12 protein-coding genes are annotated in these 13,174 nt (G+C 65.9%); 5 read left to right on the top strand and 7 right to left on the bottom strand.

The features are described from left to right. Positions 1-360 precede the first annotated feature (360 nt). Positions 361-1,572 carry a tyrosine--tRNA ligase gene (gene tyrS, locus BDW41_RS20245; RefSeq protein ID WP_074551619.1) on the bottom strand — a complete coding sequence of 404 codons (1,212 nt, stop codon included), beginning with the start codon at positions 1,570-1,572 and terminating at the stop codon, positions 361-363. A 183-nt stretch (positions 1,573-1,755) separates the two neighbouring features. Between tyrS and BDW41_RS20240 the strand changes: the two genes are divergently transcribed. Together BDW41_RS20240 and BDW41_RS20235 are read left to right on the top strand one after the other, a co-directional pair. Continuing rightward, positions 1,756-3,195: a peptidoglycan DD-metalloendopeptidase family protein gene (locus BDW41_RS20240; protein ID WP_074551621.1), complete on the top strand. Its 1,440-nt coding sequence runs from the start codon at positions 1,756-1,758 to the stop codon at positions 3,193-3,195. Between the two features lie 6 nt (positions 3,196-3,201). Further along, positions 3,202-4,320 carry an anhydro-N-acetylmuramic acid kinase gene (locus BDW41_RS20235; RefSeq protein ID WP_074551622.1) on the top strand — a complete coding sequence of 373 codons (1,119 nt, stop codon included), beginning with the start codon at positions 3,202-3,204 and terminating at the stop codon, positions 4,318-4,320. Here the strand turns inward: BDW41_RS20235 and BDW41_RS20230 are convergent, their stop codons facing one another. The 3 genes from BDW41_RS20230 to BDW41_RS20220 all read right to left on the bottom strand — a co-directional run bounded on the left by BDW41_RS20230 (position 4,321) and on the right by BDW41_RS20220 (position 6,764). Continuing rightward, positions 4,321-4,623 (bottom strand): hypothetical protein, encoded by a 303-nt coding sequence (locus BDW41_RS20230; protein ID WP_074551623.1) that lies wholly within the window; start codon positions 4,621-4,623, stop codon positions 4,321-4,323. It lies immediately after the preceding gene. A gap of 85 nt (positions 4,624-4,708) precedes the next feature. Continuing rightward, positions 4,709-6,004, bottom strand: a complete 1,296-nt coding sequence (locus BDW41_RS20225; protein ID WP_074551625.1) for an MFS transporter — start codon at positions 6,002-6,004, stop codon at positions 4,709-4,711. After that, entirely contained in the window at positions 5,994-6,764 is a 771-nt protein-coding gene (locus tag BDW41_RS20220) for an exodeoxyribonuclease III (RefSeq protein WP_074551626.1), read from the bottom strand. Before BDW41_RS20220 ends, BDW41_RS20225 begins: the two co-directional genes overlap by 11 nt. A gap of 312 nt (positions 6,765-7,076) precedes the next feature. Between BDW41_RS20220 and BDW41_RS20215 the strand changes: the two genes are divergently transcribed. The 3 genes from BDW41_RS20215 (at position 7,077) to BDW41_RS20205 (ending at position 8,997) form a co-directional block, all read left to right on the top strand. Continuing rightward, the gene (locus BDW41_RS20215; RefSeq protein WP_074551629.1) at positions 7,077-7,580 is read left to right on the top strand and encodes a GNAT family N-acetyltransferase; all 504 of its coding nucleotides are present in this window, start codon (positions 7,077-7,079) and stop codon (positions 7,578-7,580) included. A gap of 11 nt (positions 7,581-7,591) precedes the next feature. Continuing rightward, positions 7,592-8,239, top strand: a complete 648-nt coding sequence (pyrE, locus tag BDW41_RS20210; protein WP_074551630.1) for an orotate phosphoribosyltransferase — start codon at positions 7,592-7,594, stop codon at positions 8,237-8,239. Positions 8,240-8,349: 110 nt separating this feature from the next. Continuing rightward, on the top strand, positions 8,350-8,997 hold the full coding sequence (locus BDW41_RS20205) for a DUF4124 domain-containing protein (RefSeq protein ID WP_074551632.1): 648 nt from the start codon (positions 8,350-8,352) through the stop codon (positions 8,995-8,997). Between the two features lie 52 nt (positions 8,998-9,049). Here the strand turns inward: BDW41_RS20205 and BDW41_RS20200 are convergent, their stop codons facing one another. The 3 genes from BDW41_RS20200 to coaBC all read right to left on the bottom strand — a co-directional run bounded on the left by BDW41_RS20200 (position 9,050) and on the right by coaBC (position 13,117). Then, positions 9,050-11,377, bottom strand: a complete 2,328-nt coding sequence (locus BDW41_RS20200; RefSeq protein ID WP_074551633.1) for a phosphomannomutase/phosphoglucomutase — start codon at positions 11,375-11,377, stop codon at positions 9,050-9,052. A gap of 67 nt (positions 11,378-11,444) precedes the next feature. After that, a complete protein-coding gene (gene dut / locus BDW41_RS20195) occupies positions 11,445-11,915 on the bottom strand; it encodes a dUTP diphosphatase (protein ID WP_233496960.1) in 471 nt (156 codons plus the stop codon). Beyond that, positions 11,912-13,117: a bifunctional phosphopantothenoylcysteine decarboxylase/phosphopantothenate--cysteine ligase CoaBC gene (coaBC, locus tag BDW41_RS20190; protein WP_074551635.1), complete on the bottom strand. Its 1,206-nt coding sequence runs from the start codon at positions 13,115-13,117 to the stop codon at positions 11,912-11,914. Before coaBC ends, dut begins: the two co-directional genes overlap by 4 nt. Positions 13,118-13,174 lie beyond the last annotated feature (57 nt).

The raw sequence follows: 13,174 nt of genomic DNA, 5'->3' as shown, positions 1-13,174 counted from the left end.
GCATATGTTTGACATTCAGTCATCCACCGCAAGGCGCCCACACAAGTCACCTGCGCACACTGTCAAAGATCTCAATCACTTGCTGACCGTTTCCGTTTCAGCGTTGGAACATTTCGTTCCGAGTGAGCCGCTCATCTTACATCGTTTTTCCTGTCCGTCAACACCTTCAGCGAAGAATTTTTGCTGTCGTTGTTGCCGTCCGGAGGGCGATGCCAGCGGCGGGAGGCGAATAATAGGGAGGCCCCCCACCTTTGACAAGCAATTTTTGAAATTATTTTCGATGTTTCGCGTAAGACGTTGTTCTCACGCGAAACTTGGTTGATCGATGCATCGCGACGACGTTGCGTCGTCGCGCACAACTCAAGCGAGCTTCAACGACACGCGCGCGAAGTTGCGCTTGCCGATCTGCAAAACCCCTTCAAAACCCGGGGAAAACACGCGTTGCGCGTCTTCGACCACTTCCGCGTCGATGCGCACGGCGCGTTCCTTGAGTTTGCGGTTCGCTTCCGCGTTGCTCGGCGTGAGCCCTGCTGCCGTCAGCAGTGCAGGCAGGCGCAGGCCTTCCGCGGGCACGGCAATTTCAGTGAGCGGCAACAGGCTGGTGTCGCCTTCGCCGCGCACCACGGCATGCCAGCCGGCAATGGCCTGTTCCGCGGCGGCCGCATCGTGGAAACGCGTGGCCAGTTCGCGGGCCAGCTTGAGCTTGGCGTCGCGCGGATTGAGCGCACCGCTGGCGACCTCTTCCTTCATGCGCGCGATGTCCGCCATCGAGGTTTCGAAGCTGAGCAGCTCGAACCAGCGCCACATGAGGTCGTCGCCGATCTTCAGCGTCTTGGTGACGATGTCGATGGCCGGCTCATTGATGCCGATGTAGTTGCCCAGCGACTTGGACATCTTGTTGACGCCGTCCAGGCCTTCCAGCAGCGGCATGGTCAGCACGATCTGCGGCGGCTGGCCGTGGTGCTCCTGCAGGGCGCGGCCCATCAGCAGGTTGAACTTCTGATCGGTGCCGCCGAGTTCCACGTCGCACTTGAGCGCGACGGAGTCATAGCCCTGCACCAGCGGATAGAGGAACTCGTGGATGGCGATCGGCTGCTGGCCGGCGAAGCGCTTGGAGAAGTCGTCGCGCTCGAGCATGCGCGCCACGGTGTGCTGGGCGGCGAGCTTGATCATGTCGGCCGCGGTCATCTGGCCGAACCACTCGGAATTGAAGCGCAGCTCGGTGCGCTCCTTGTCCAGCACCTTGTAGACCTGCTCGGCATAGGTCTCGGCATTGGCCAGCACGTCTTCGCGCGACAGCGGCTTGCGCGTGACGTTCTTGCCGGTCGGGTCGCCGATCATGCCGGTGAAGTCGCCAATGAGGAAAATCACCTGGTGCCCCAGGTCCTGAAACTGGCGCATCTTGTTGAGCAGCACGGTGTGGCCCAGGTGCAGATCCGGTGCCGTGGGGTCGAAGCCGGCCTTGATGCGCAGCGGACGACCGAGCTTCAGGCGGGCGGCCAGCTCCTCCTGCTTGATGATTTCGTCGGCGCCGCGCGCGATGGTGGCCAGCGCCTGCTCAAGCTCGTTCATGTATTCCTCAAATTTTCGTTGTCTGGACGTCACCGGAAATCATAGCTTCCGGGCGGGTTCCGTTAAGTGTGCGTTAATCCGAAAATTCGCGCAACTCATTGATGGAAAAGGCGTTGACGCCCTTTGCACAGGGCCGCTATGGTACGCGGCAATTCAAATTTTGGTACCTGGGGAACACCGGGCATGGGTGAGAGAAAAGAAGACGCGCGTTCAGCGCGTAAACAGGCCATGCGCCGAAAGGCGCAGCAACGGCACTCTCACTTTTACGAACGCTGCGCCCATTGGTCCTTTGGTTGCCACGGCGACGCCGAGCCGATCCGCTGGCACCGCGAGCGCTGGATTCTGGCGGGCACGGCCCTCCTTATTACAGCGGTTTCCGGTTTCCTGATTCCGGCGTGGGCCAGTGCCATGCGCCCGGACACCATTTCCACCGCGCACGCCGTGCTGCCGCTCGCCCTGCCCAAGGCCGCGCCGGAGGCGATCCAGGCGCCTACGGTGGAAGACTGGCACATCGTGCAGGTGCAGCCGGGCCAGACACTGTCGGACCTGTTCCAGAGCCAGGGCCTCAGCCTTACCGACGTGCAGCACGTGGTCGACCAGTCGGGCGACGCCAAGGCGCTTCACCATATCAGCCCGGGCCAGGAGTTCGACTTCCTGCTCGACAGCGACGGCAGCCTCAAGGGCATCCGCTTCGACAAGGACGAGTCCAACCGCACCACCATGCGCTTCGATGGCGACAAGGCCACGGTCACGGCCGAGGCGCGCGAAGTGGAACGCCGCGAGCATGTGGCCCACGGCACCATCGACAGCTCGCTGTTCGCCGCGGGCTCCAAGGCGGGCATGAGCAACCAGATGGTGCTCAAGCTGGCCGAGCTCTTCAAATACGACATCGACTTCGTGCAGGACCTGCGCGAGGGCGACAGCTTCACCGTGATCTACGACGACGTGTACCGCGACGGCGCCTATCTGCACGAGGGCGACATCGTCGCGGCGGAGTTCGTCAACGACGGCCAGCGCTATACCGCCTACCGCTTCAAGAAGGACGACGGCAGCTACGGCTGGTTCAGCGAGGACGGCCGCCCGATCCAGAAGTCGTTCCTGCGCATTCCGGTGGACTTCACCCGCATCTCCTCGCAGTTCAGCGCGGCCCGCATGCATCCCATCCTGGGCCTGATGCGCGCGCACAAGGGCGTGGACTACGCGGCGCCCACCGGCACGCCGATCCATGCGGCGGGCGACGGCGTGGTCAAGTTCAAGGGCTGGATGAATGGCTACGGCAATTTCGTGGTCATCCAGCACAACGGCACCATCAGCACCGCCTACGGCCACATGTCGAAGTTCGGCACGGAGAAGGTCGGCCAGCGCGTGAGCCAGGGAGCGGTGATCGGCTACGTCGGCATGACGGGCCTGGCCACCGGCCCGCACCTGCACTACGAATTCCGCGTCAACAACGTGCAGCGCGACCCGCAGACGGTCACCCTGCCCAAGCCGGAACCGCTGCCGGCCGCGCAGCTCGCCAAGTTCAAGGCCCAGGTGGTGCAGCCGCAGCTCGCCCGCCTAAAGACGCTGGACGCAAATATCAAGCTGGCCAAGGCCAGCGGCACCAAGCGCAGCGACGACTGATTGCCCGTGAATGACGCTTCGGCGCTTTACCTTGGCCTGATCTCGGGCACCAGCGCCGACAGCATCGATGCGGCGCTGGTGCGTTTCGACGACAACACCCCGCAACTGGTCGACGCCCTGGCGCATCCCTGGCCGGAGGATCTGCGCGCGAGCATCCTTGCCGTGGCGCAGGACGAAACGCGGCTGGACCTGGACGCCTACGGCCGGCTCGATGTCGCCATCGGGCAGTGTTTTGCGCAGGCCGCGCAGAAACTGCTGGAGCGCAATGCGGCGCATGCGGCCTCCGTACGCGCCATCGGTTCGCACGGGCAAACCCTGCGCCACCGCCCGGCGGGCGCCTTCCCTTTCACGCTGCAGGTGGGCGATCCCTCGGTGATCGCCGAGCGCTGCGGCATCGACGTGGTGGCCGATTTTCGCCGCGCGGACGTCGCCGCCGGCGGCCAGGGTGCCCCGTTGTTGCCCGCCGTGCACGCCATGCTGCTCGGTCGCGCCGATGGCGTGCGCGTGGTGCTCAACCTGGGCGGCATCGCCAACATCACCGTGCTTGACCCTCATGGGCTGGTCTTCGGCTTCGACACCGGCCCGGCCAATGGCCTGATGGATGCGTGGCACCTGCGCCATCGGGGCACGGCCTATGACGCGAACGGCGCCTTTGCCGCATCGGGCCGGGTGGACGAAGCGCTGCTGGCTGCCCTGCTGGCCGATCCCTATTTCGCGCTGCCGCCGCCGAAAAGCACCGGACGCGAGCATTTTCATCTCGCCTGGCTGGAACAGCATGCCGGCGTGGCCGGCCTCTCGCCGGCGGATGTCCAGGCCACCCTGCTGGAGCTTTCCGCGCGCAGCATCGCCGAGGCCATCGAACGCCATGCACCGGCGGCCATCGACGTGCTGGCCTGCGGCGGTGGCGTGCACAACGCCGTGCTGATGCAGCGGCTCGGCCAGTTGCTGGGCGCGCGCGAACTGGCCAGCACCGCGGCTCATGGCGTCGATCCGGATTATCTGGAGGCCACGGCCTTCGCGTGGCTGGCGCGGCAGCGCCTGCTCGGGCTTCCCGGCAACCTTCCCGCCGTCACCGGCGCCCGGGGGCCGCGTGTGCTGGGTGCGGTATATCCTGCACCGCGCTGATCAGAAGCGCTCGTCGTCCAACACGTTGGTGCCTTGGGCGAGCCCCGCCGTCGGCGCGCGCGACAGCGCCTGGATGGCTTCCTGAAAGGCAGCCTTTTCCTTCGCATCCCACTGCCCACCCAGCGTGGTCAGCTCGCCGGGATCGAGCATGGTTTCCGCAAAGACGTTCGACGAGGACATGCCAAGGCCGTGGCGCAGCGCGTGCAGCACTACGTCATTGATCGACCACTGCCGTTCCTTGGCCAACGTCTTGATACGTTCGGCCATGTGGTTGTCGATATGGCGTATGACGAGGTCCGGCACGGACTCTCCCTCCCCAAGTCATAAACCCCCTGTAGCGCCATCTTGTCACAGGGTCCGGCGCAAGAGTATCGACCGCTTGGCTGATTCAGGTGCCGGAATCCGACGCGTCGCGGGTGAATCGGGGCCACAGGATGGCGAACAGCAGCATGGCCGGAAGCACCGAGATCACGGTAATGGCGAAGTACCCGCCATAGCCGATGACGGCGACAAGGCCGCCGGCAAAAAAGCCCAATACCTTGCCCGGAAGGTTCACCAGGGAACTCAGCAGCGCATATTGCGTGGCCGTGTGCTGCCGGTTCACCAGCAGCGAGAGAAAGGCCACGGTCGGCGGGCCCAGCATGCCTTCCGCGAAGTTCTGCCCGGAGATCGCCATGGTCAGCACCACGAGACTCCCCTGGTTTCCCAACAACATCAGGTAAAGCAGATTGCTGCACGCGCCCAGCACGATACATACGCCCAGCGTCCGCCAGGCGCCCCAGCGCGCGACGGCGGCGCCGCCGACGAATGCGCCGGCGATACCGATCCAGACGCCGTAGATCTTCGTCACAGCGCCAATTTCCGTCTTGCTGAAGCCCATGTCGCGCATGAACGGATTGAAGATCGTGCCGATGGATTGTTCAGGCAGCTTGAACAGCAGGATGAACAACAGCGTGAGTACCGCGACAACCCAGCTGTAGCGACGGAAGAAATCGACGAACGGATCGATCACGCTCTCGCGCATCGCCATGCGCCAACCCGGCGGCGTCGATCGGATGATGGCTGGCTCGCGCATGAGGAGCGTGATGACGATCGGCACCACCATCGCCACCGCCATGGCCACGTAAATCCAGGACCAGGGAATGTGGTCGGCCAGGATTAGCGCAACGGCGCCAGAGAGCAGCAAGCCCAGCCGGTAACCCAACGCGTAGGTCGCCACCAGCGCACCTTGGGCGGAGGGCGGCGCGATTTCGATGCGGTAGGCATCGATGGCGATGTCCTGGGTCGCCCCCATGAACGCCACCAGCAAGGTCGCCAGCACAAAAGGCTGCAGCTGGTGAGGCGTGAACGAGGCCATCAGCAATAGGCCGCAAAGCACGCCCAGCTGTGCAAACAGCAGCCAGCCACGGCGCAGTCCCAGTCGTGTAAACAGCGGCAACCGCCAGTGATCGAGCAGTGGCGCCCATAGAAACTTGAGCGCATAGGTCATGCCTGCGCTGGCGATCATCGTGACGCTCTTCAGCGCGATGCCGTTTTCCTTCAGCCACAACGACAACGTGACGGACACCAGCAGGAAGGGCAGTCCGGAGGAAAACCCCAGCAGGCACAGCGTCCACGCCGCAGGCTCGGTGAACGAGCGCCACACAGACGGCTTGCGCGTGGTCGGCGCCGCCTCAGTCGGCATAGTCCACCGTAAACGGCGCATGATCCGAGAAGCGCTGGTCGCGATAGATGGAGCAGCGCTTCAGGCGGTCGCGCAGGCCGGGCGTGACGATCTGGTAGTCGATGCGCCAACCCACGTCGTTGGCGCGTGCGTTGCCGCGGTTGGACCACCAGGTGTAGTCCTGGCCCTTGGGGTGCAGCGTGCGGTAGCTGTCGATCCAACCGTGCTTGTCGACCAGGTCGTTGAGCCAGGCGCGTTCTTCGGGCAGGCAGCCGGAGTTCTTCTGGTTGGATTTCCAGTTCTTGATGTCCAGCTCGCTGCGCACGATGTTCCAGTCGCCGCACAGCACATAGTCGCGGCCGCTTTTCATCCACTTGGCGAAGATGGGCGCGATCCAGTCCATCACCTCGAACTTGAACTGCTGGCGTTCCTCGCCGGAGGAACCCGAGGGCACGTACAGCGACACCACGCTCAGCTTGCCGAAACGCGCCTCGATGTAGCGACCTTCGTTGTCGAACGGCGCCCAGCCCAATTCGGTCAGCACCTCGTCGGGCTCGCGCTTGGCATAGATGGCCACGCCGCTGTAGCCCTTCTTGCTGCTGGCGTCGCGATAGAAGCAGTGGTGGCCGTCGGGACGGAACATGGCGTCGCTCAGCTGGTCTTCCTGCGCCTTGGTCTCCTGCAGGCAGACCACGTCGGCCTTCTGCTGGCGCAGCCAGTCGAACACGCCCTTGGTGGCGGCCGAGCGGATACCGTTGGCGTTGAGGCTGATGATGCGCATGTCAGGCGTGCCTTGCTTCCGATGGATGGGCCATCATAGCAACCATGGCTTAGAGCCTGCCCCCATAGTCCAATGACGCCGCGCCGGCTCTGCTTGCTCGCACGGCAAGGAAGAGAGGGAGTGTATGTCGATACACAACCGAACGATGACGCCGCCGTGCGGGCAAACAGACCCGGCCCTTCGGGTTGCTCTGCCGCAGCCGTCATGCGATAGCCCGCGGCTTGCCGATGCAACCAGCATGGGCCGCACCGCGGTCTACCACCTGCCAGCTGCGGCAGAGCAACGCGGCATCCTTCTATGAGGGCAGGCTCTATGCCCCCTGATATTCATGTCATGCCCGTGGAGGCGTCTTTCCGGCCCGCCTTGCTGGCGTTGACCGTGAGCGACGAGCAGTACGCCTTCGTCGGCCGCATCGCCGCATCGCTGGCGGACGCGGAAAGCTGCGCGGGCAGCGAGCCCATGGCCATCCTGTGCGACGGCGAGCCCATCGGCTTCTACCGCATCGAGCGACATGCCAACACCCTTGCCGAGGTCGAGTTCGTCCGTCCCACGCTGGGCTTGCGCTCCTTCTTCATCGACACGCGATGGCAGGGCCGTGGCCTGGGCACGCGGGCATTGGAGGCGGTCATGCACGACATGGCGCATCGCTACCCATGGGCAAGGGACGTGGCGCTTACCGTGAACCTGCGCAATGCGCCGGGCATCGCGCTGTATAGGCGCGCGGGCTTCCGGGAGACCGGAGGGCTGTACCATGGCGGCCGTTCCGGGCCGCAGTACCTGATGGTGTGCGCCCTTCCCGTTCTGACTGCCAACTAGAGAAAGCCGCCGTGCACGATTACCAGCGCGATTTCATCGAACTCACCCTGCAGCGCGAGGTGCTGCGTTTTGGCGACTTCACGCTGAAGTCCGGCCGCCAGAGCCCGTATTTCTTCAACATGGGCCGCATCGACTCGGGCGCCGCGCTGGCGCAGCTGGGTCGCGCCTATGCCGCCGCCGTGGTGAATGCGGGCATCGAGGTCGACATGCTGTTCGGCCCGGCCTACAAGGGCATCGCCCTGGCCGCTGCCACCGCCATCGCGCTGGCCGACCGGCATGGCCGCGACCTGCCCTGGGCGTATAACCGCAAGGAAGCCAAGGATCACGGCGAAGGCGGCGTGCTCGTGGGCGCGCCGCTGAAGGGCCGCGTGCTGATCGTGGACGACGTGATGACCGCCGGTACCGCCGTGCGCGAATCGCTGGCGCTGATCCGGGCGCAGGGCGCCACGCCGGCTGGCGTGCTGATCGCGCTGGATCGCCAGGAACGCGGCCAGGGCGAGCTGTCCGCTGCCCAGGAAGTCACCGCCGAGTTCGGTATCCCGGTGATCGCCATCACCAGCCTGGGCGACGTGCTGGCCTACGCGGGCGAACGCCCCGACCTGGCCGCCGAACATGCACGCCTGGTGTCCTACCGCGAACGGTACGGCGTCAGCGCCTGATGTAAGCCCTGGTTGGCGAAGCCGGTCACATCGCCGACCGTGACACCTTGCAAACGTCCTTGGTGTCACGGTATCGCCGGCTATACTTTCCGCCAACAAGGGGGAATGTCATGCGTAGAACTGTTTTCGTCATCGCGTCGCTCGCGCTGGCCGCCGGCCTGCACGCGCAAACGCAGACGGCCTCGCACTACCGCTATCGCTGGAAGGACGCGACCGGCCTGCCGCACTACAGCGACAGCCTGACGTCCGATGCACTCAAGTACGGTTACGACCTGGTCAACGACCGCGGGCTCGTGGTGCAGCACGTCGAGCGCCAGCTCACGCCGGAGGAACGCGCCGCCGCACAGAAAGCCGCGGAAGCCAAGGCCGCCAGCGATCGTGTCGCGCAGCAGCGCGCACGCGACGACATGCAGATGCTCAATGCCTATCCGACCGAGGACGCCTACAAGCGCTCCCAGCAGGACAGCCTGGACAGTCTCGACCAGCAGATCGCCACCACGCGCACCAACCTGCGCAGCCAGGAAAAGGCGCTGACTGACCTGCTCACGCGCGCCGGCGACCTGGAACGCGCCAAGCAGCCCGTGCCCAAGTTCCTCAACGACAGCATCGCCAAGCAGCGCGACGTGGTGGCCCATCAGCGCGACGCCCTGGAACGCCAGCAGACGGCGCGCGACGCTCAGGTGCAGAAGAACGCGCAGGATCTGGACCACTATCGCGAACTGAAGACGGCGCAGGACAAGGAACGCCAGGGCCAGTAAGCCGCGGCGCAGCCATGAAACGAAAAGCCCCGGATATCCGGGGCTTTTTTCGTCAGAACGGCAGCTTGAGCGACGGATCGACCGCCAGCATCTGCTGGCGGAACAGGTTCTTGATGCGCGTCAGCGCGGCCTCGTTGTCGGCGTCGAAACGCAGCACCAGGACAGGCGTGGTGTTGGACGGACGCACCAGGCCCCAACCGTCCGGCCAGTCCGCACGCACGCCGTCGATGGTGGTGAGCGTGGCGTCGCCGAAGCTCGCCTTCTGGCGGAATTCCTCCATGAAGCGGTAGTGCGCGCCCTCGGCCATCTCCACCTTCAGCTCCGGCGTGGACACGCCCTTGGGGCAGGTGGCGAAGATCTCTTCCGGCGTGCGCTCTTCCAGGTCGCCGGCCAGGATTTCCATCAGGCGGGCGCCGGCATAAATGCCGTCGTCGAAGCCGTACCAGCGCTCCTTGAAGAAGAAGTGGCCGCTCATCTCGCCGGCCAGCTCCGCGCCGGTTTCGCGCATCTTGGCCTTGATCAGCGAATGGCCGGTGCGCCACATCATCGGGCTGCCGCCCGCGTCGAGGATCTGGCCCTTGAGGTGGCCCGTGCACTTCACGTCGTAGATGATCGTCGCGCCCGGTTGGCGGGACAGCACATCGCGCGCAAACAGCATCAGCTGGCGGTCGGGGAAGATGATCTCGCCGTCCTTGGTCACCACGCCCAGGCGATCGCCGTCGCCATCGAAAGCCAGGCCAAGATCGGCGCCCGTCTGCTTCACCGCGAAGATCAGGTCTTCCAGGTTGTGGGGGTCCGACGGATCGGGATGGTGGTTCGGGAAGGTACCGTCCACATCGCAGTACAGCGGAATGACCTCGCAGCCGATGCCTTCCAGCACCTGCGGCGCCACGGCGCCGGGAATGCCATTGCCGCAGTCCACGACGATCTTCAGGCGGCGCTCGGCCTGCACGTCGGAGGTGATGCGCTCGATATAGTCGGGCACCACGTCGACATGGCGGATCTTGCCGCCGCCGCTCTTTTCCAGGCGGTTGCCGGCGATGCGCTGGTAGAGATCCTGGATGGCGCCCTCGGACAGGGTTTCGCCACCCACCACGATCTTGAAGCCGTTGTAGTCGGGCGGATTGTGGCTGCCGGTCACGGCCACGCCGCAGCCGGTGTTGAAGCGGTAGGCCGCGTAGTAGACGACCGGCGTGGGCACCGCGCCCAGGTCGATCACGTCGATGCCCGCCTCGCGCAGGCCATCGGACAGGGCGCCGGCCAGTTCGGGACCGGAAAGGCGGCCGTCGCGACCGATCACGATTTCCGGCAGGCCCTTCTCGCGCATCACCGAGCCGATGGCCTGGCCGAGCAGGCGCGCGACGTCCTTGGTCAGCGACTTGCCGACCACACCGCGCACGTCGTACGCGCGGAAGATGGTCGGATCGACCACCACCGGCGCCGGCTGGGCGGGCTTGGGCGGTGCGATGCGAGCGGGCGCCGGGGTTTCGGGTTCCGGCGCGGTGTCGAGCAGATCGGACAAAACAGGTTCCTCAACATCAGCTTGGACGCGGCCGCCGAACAGGCGATTGCGCATCCAGATCAAATACAGGCCGCCCGCCAGGCCCAGCAGCCCCAGCAACCCGGTCACGGGCCATACGTGCGGAAGCACGATGAAGGCGGTCGGCAGGGCCGCCAGGATGCTGAAGGTGCTACCGTCGACCGGCATGCCATTGGGTTCGCGCTCGGCAGAGGCGCTGCCGGAGGCCAACAGGCGCAGATCGCCGAGGTCGTCGCCCTGGCGAAGCTCCAGTCTACCGCCTTCCGTCGGAATGGATTCGAAGCGCTCCTGGATCGGGGCGAACGGCAGCGCCACCCACACCCAGGCCTGCGGGTGCGTGGCCGGCCCCACCGGCACCACCAGCGCCAGCACGCGCGTGCCGCTGTCCGGCACCGTCTGCGCGGGCGGCTTGCCGTCGGCCGTCTGCGCCGCCATCAGCTGCGCGGCCTTACCGTAGCCGAAGACGCGATAGTTGGCGTGCAGCACTTCATCGAGGCCGCCGCTGTAGGCGTCCACCTTCAAGGCACCAGGAATAAGCTGACGCAGCTCGGTCGCCGCCTGGGCCGGATCGGCCACGATGCTGTCGGGAGCGAGCGAATGCACGGCCGCTTCCACGCGGCCGCGCTCGCTGGCGATTTCCGCCGCCACGGCATCGGCCGCCTGCTTCTGGGCGGCGTGCACGCGGTCCTTGGCGCTGCTTTCGTCCGCGATCTGCCAGGTCTGCCAGAGGCAGAACAGGCCGCCGAGCACCAGCAAGATGCCCAGCGCGAACGGAAGCAGGGCGCGCCCGTCGATGGAGCCGGTCAAGCCATTGCCGCCGGCATTGAAGATCTTCGCCATGCCCTGTCCCCACACAGGCTGTCGGGTCGTCTTATCCGCGGGCATGCATGCCCGCCCCACTACGCACTCAGTTGACGCCGGTCGAACCGAAACCGCCCTCGCCCCTCTGCGACGGCGCGAACTCCTGTACCACCTTCAGCCGCGCCTGCGCCACCGGCACCAGCAGCAGCTGGGCAATGCGATCGCCCACGGCGATGGTGTAGGGCTGGGTGCCGCGGTTCCAGCACGAAATCATCAAGGGCCCCTGGTAGTCGGCGTCAATGACGCCGACCAGGTTGCCCATGACCAGGCCGTGCTTATGGCCCAGGCCCGAGCGCGGCACGATCAGCGCGCACCAGCCCGGATCGCCGATGTGGATGGCCATGCCGCTGGGCACCAGCACGCTCTCGCCGGGCTGCAGGGTCAGCGGCGCGTCGATGGTGGCACGCAGGTCCATGCCGGCGCTGCCGACGGTGGCGGCTTGCGGCAGCGGAATCGAATCACCCAGGCGCGGATCGAGAATCTTCAGCTCGACGTCGATCCCGTTCCCCACCGTCACGGGCGCACCGCCCGGTACCGCTCGGCCACCTTGGCCACCAGCTGGCGCGCCAGCTCCGTCTTCGATGCGCGTGGCAACTCGATGGCGCCATCGGGGCCATAAAGCGTGAGCGCATTGTCGGCGGCCTCGAAACCGAGACCCCCGCCCACCTGGTTGGCGGCAATCATGTCCAATCCCTTGCGCTTGAGTTTGTCTTGCGCGTAACGCTCCACATCATGCGTTTCCGCGGCGAATCCGACCAAGAAGGGGCGCACGGTTTGCGCAGCCAGCGTAGCGAGGATGTCCGGGTTCTCGGCCAGACGCAGTTCCAGCGGGGCGCCATCGCGCTTCTTGAGCTTGTGGTCGGCCACTTCGGCGGGACGGTAATCGCCCACGGCGGCGGCGGCGATATAGATGTCCGCGCCCGTCGATGCGCCGACCACCGCATCGCGCATCTGCGCGGCGCTGCGCACGTCGATGCGCCGCGTGATGCCGGGCGGCGTCGCCATGCTCACCGGGCCGGCCACCAGCGTGACGTCGGCGCCAGCCTGCGCGGCGGCTTCCGCCACGGCGAAACCCATGCGGCCGGAGCTGCGATTGCCGATGAAGCGCACCGGGTCGATGTCTTCGTAGGTCGGGCCGGCGCTCACCACCACCTTGAGCCCGCGCAACAGTTGCGCGCCGAAGGAGGCGACGATGGCTTCGCGCAGTTCCAGCGGTTCCAGCATGCGGCCCGAACCGATGTCGCCGCAGGCCTGGTCGCCCGAAGCGGGACCCAGCAGGTGCACGCCGCGCTGGCGCAAGGTGTCCACGTTGGCCTGCACGGCCGGGTGCGCCCACATCTGCTGGTTCATCGCGGGCGCGACGTAGAGCGGCGCGGCGCTGGCGAGGCAGACGGTGGTGAGCAGGTCGTTCGCCATGCCGTGCGCGAGGCGGGCGATCAGGTCGGCGCTGGCCGGGGCGATGACGATGCGCTCGGCCCAGCGCGCCAGTTCGATATGGCCCATGGCCGCCTCGGCCTCGGCATCCCACAGGCTGGTGCGCACCGGCTGGCCGGACAGCGCCTGGAACGTGGTGGCGCTGACGAAATGCGCGGCGTTCTCGGTCATCACCACGCGCACCTCGGCACCGAGGTCGCGCAGGCGGCGAACCAGCTCGCACGATTTGTAGGCAGCGATGCCGCCGGACACGCCCAGCAGGATGCGGCGTTGGGCAAGACTCATGGTGATTGGGCCTGACTACCGTTTGGCCCGGTAGCTTACCGGAATCGATCCTTCGGC

The sequence above is a fragment of the Dyella sp. AtDHG13 genome, assembly GCF_003201105.1.
GTDB classification, from domain to species: Bacteria; Pseudomonadota; Gammaproteobacteria; order Xanthomonadales; family Rhodanobacteraceae; genus Dyella; species Dyella jiangningensis_B.
Note: the sequence above shows the minus strand (reverse complement) of the source record. Positions and strands in the feature narration are given on the sequence as shown.

What these genes read in the sequence shown, in the direction of transcription:
- tyrS (WP_074551619.1), bottom strand. Translation starts at nt 1,572, where the DNA reads ATGAACGAGCTTGAGCAGGCGCTGGCCACCATCGCGCGCGGCGCCGAC.
- BDW41_RS20240 (WP_074551621.1), top strand. Translation starts at nt 1,756, where the DNA reads ATGGGTGAGAGAAAAGAAGACGCGCGTTCAGCGCGTAAACAGGCCATG.
- BDW41_RS20225 (WP_074551625.1), bottom strand. Translation starts at nt 6,004, where the DNA reads ATGCCGACTGAGGCGGCGCCGACCACGCGCAAGCCGTCTGTGTGGCGC.
- BDW41_RS20220 (WP_074551626.1), bottom strand. Translation starts at nt 6,764, where the DNA reads ATGCGCATCATCAGCCTCAACGCCAACGGTATCCGCTCGGCCGCCACC.
- BDW41_RS20215 (WP_074551629.1), top strand. Translation starts at nt 7,077, where the DNA reads ATGCCCCCTGATATTCATGTCATGCCCGTGGAGGCGTCTTTCCGGCCC.
- BDW41_RS20205 (WP_074551632.1), top strand. Translation starts at nt 8,350, where the DNA reads ATGCGTAGAACTGTTTTCGTCATCGCGTCGCTCGCGCTGGCCGCCGGC.
- BDW41_RS20200 (WP_074551633.1), bottom strand. Translation starts at nt 11,377, where the DNA reads ATGGCGAAGATCTTCAATGCCGGCGGCAATGGCTTGACCGGCTCCATC.
- coaBC (WP_074551635.1), bottom strand. Translation starts at nt 13,117, where the DNA reads ATGAGTCTTGCCCAACGCCGCATCCTGCTGGGCGTGTCCGGCGGCATC.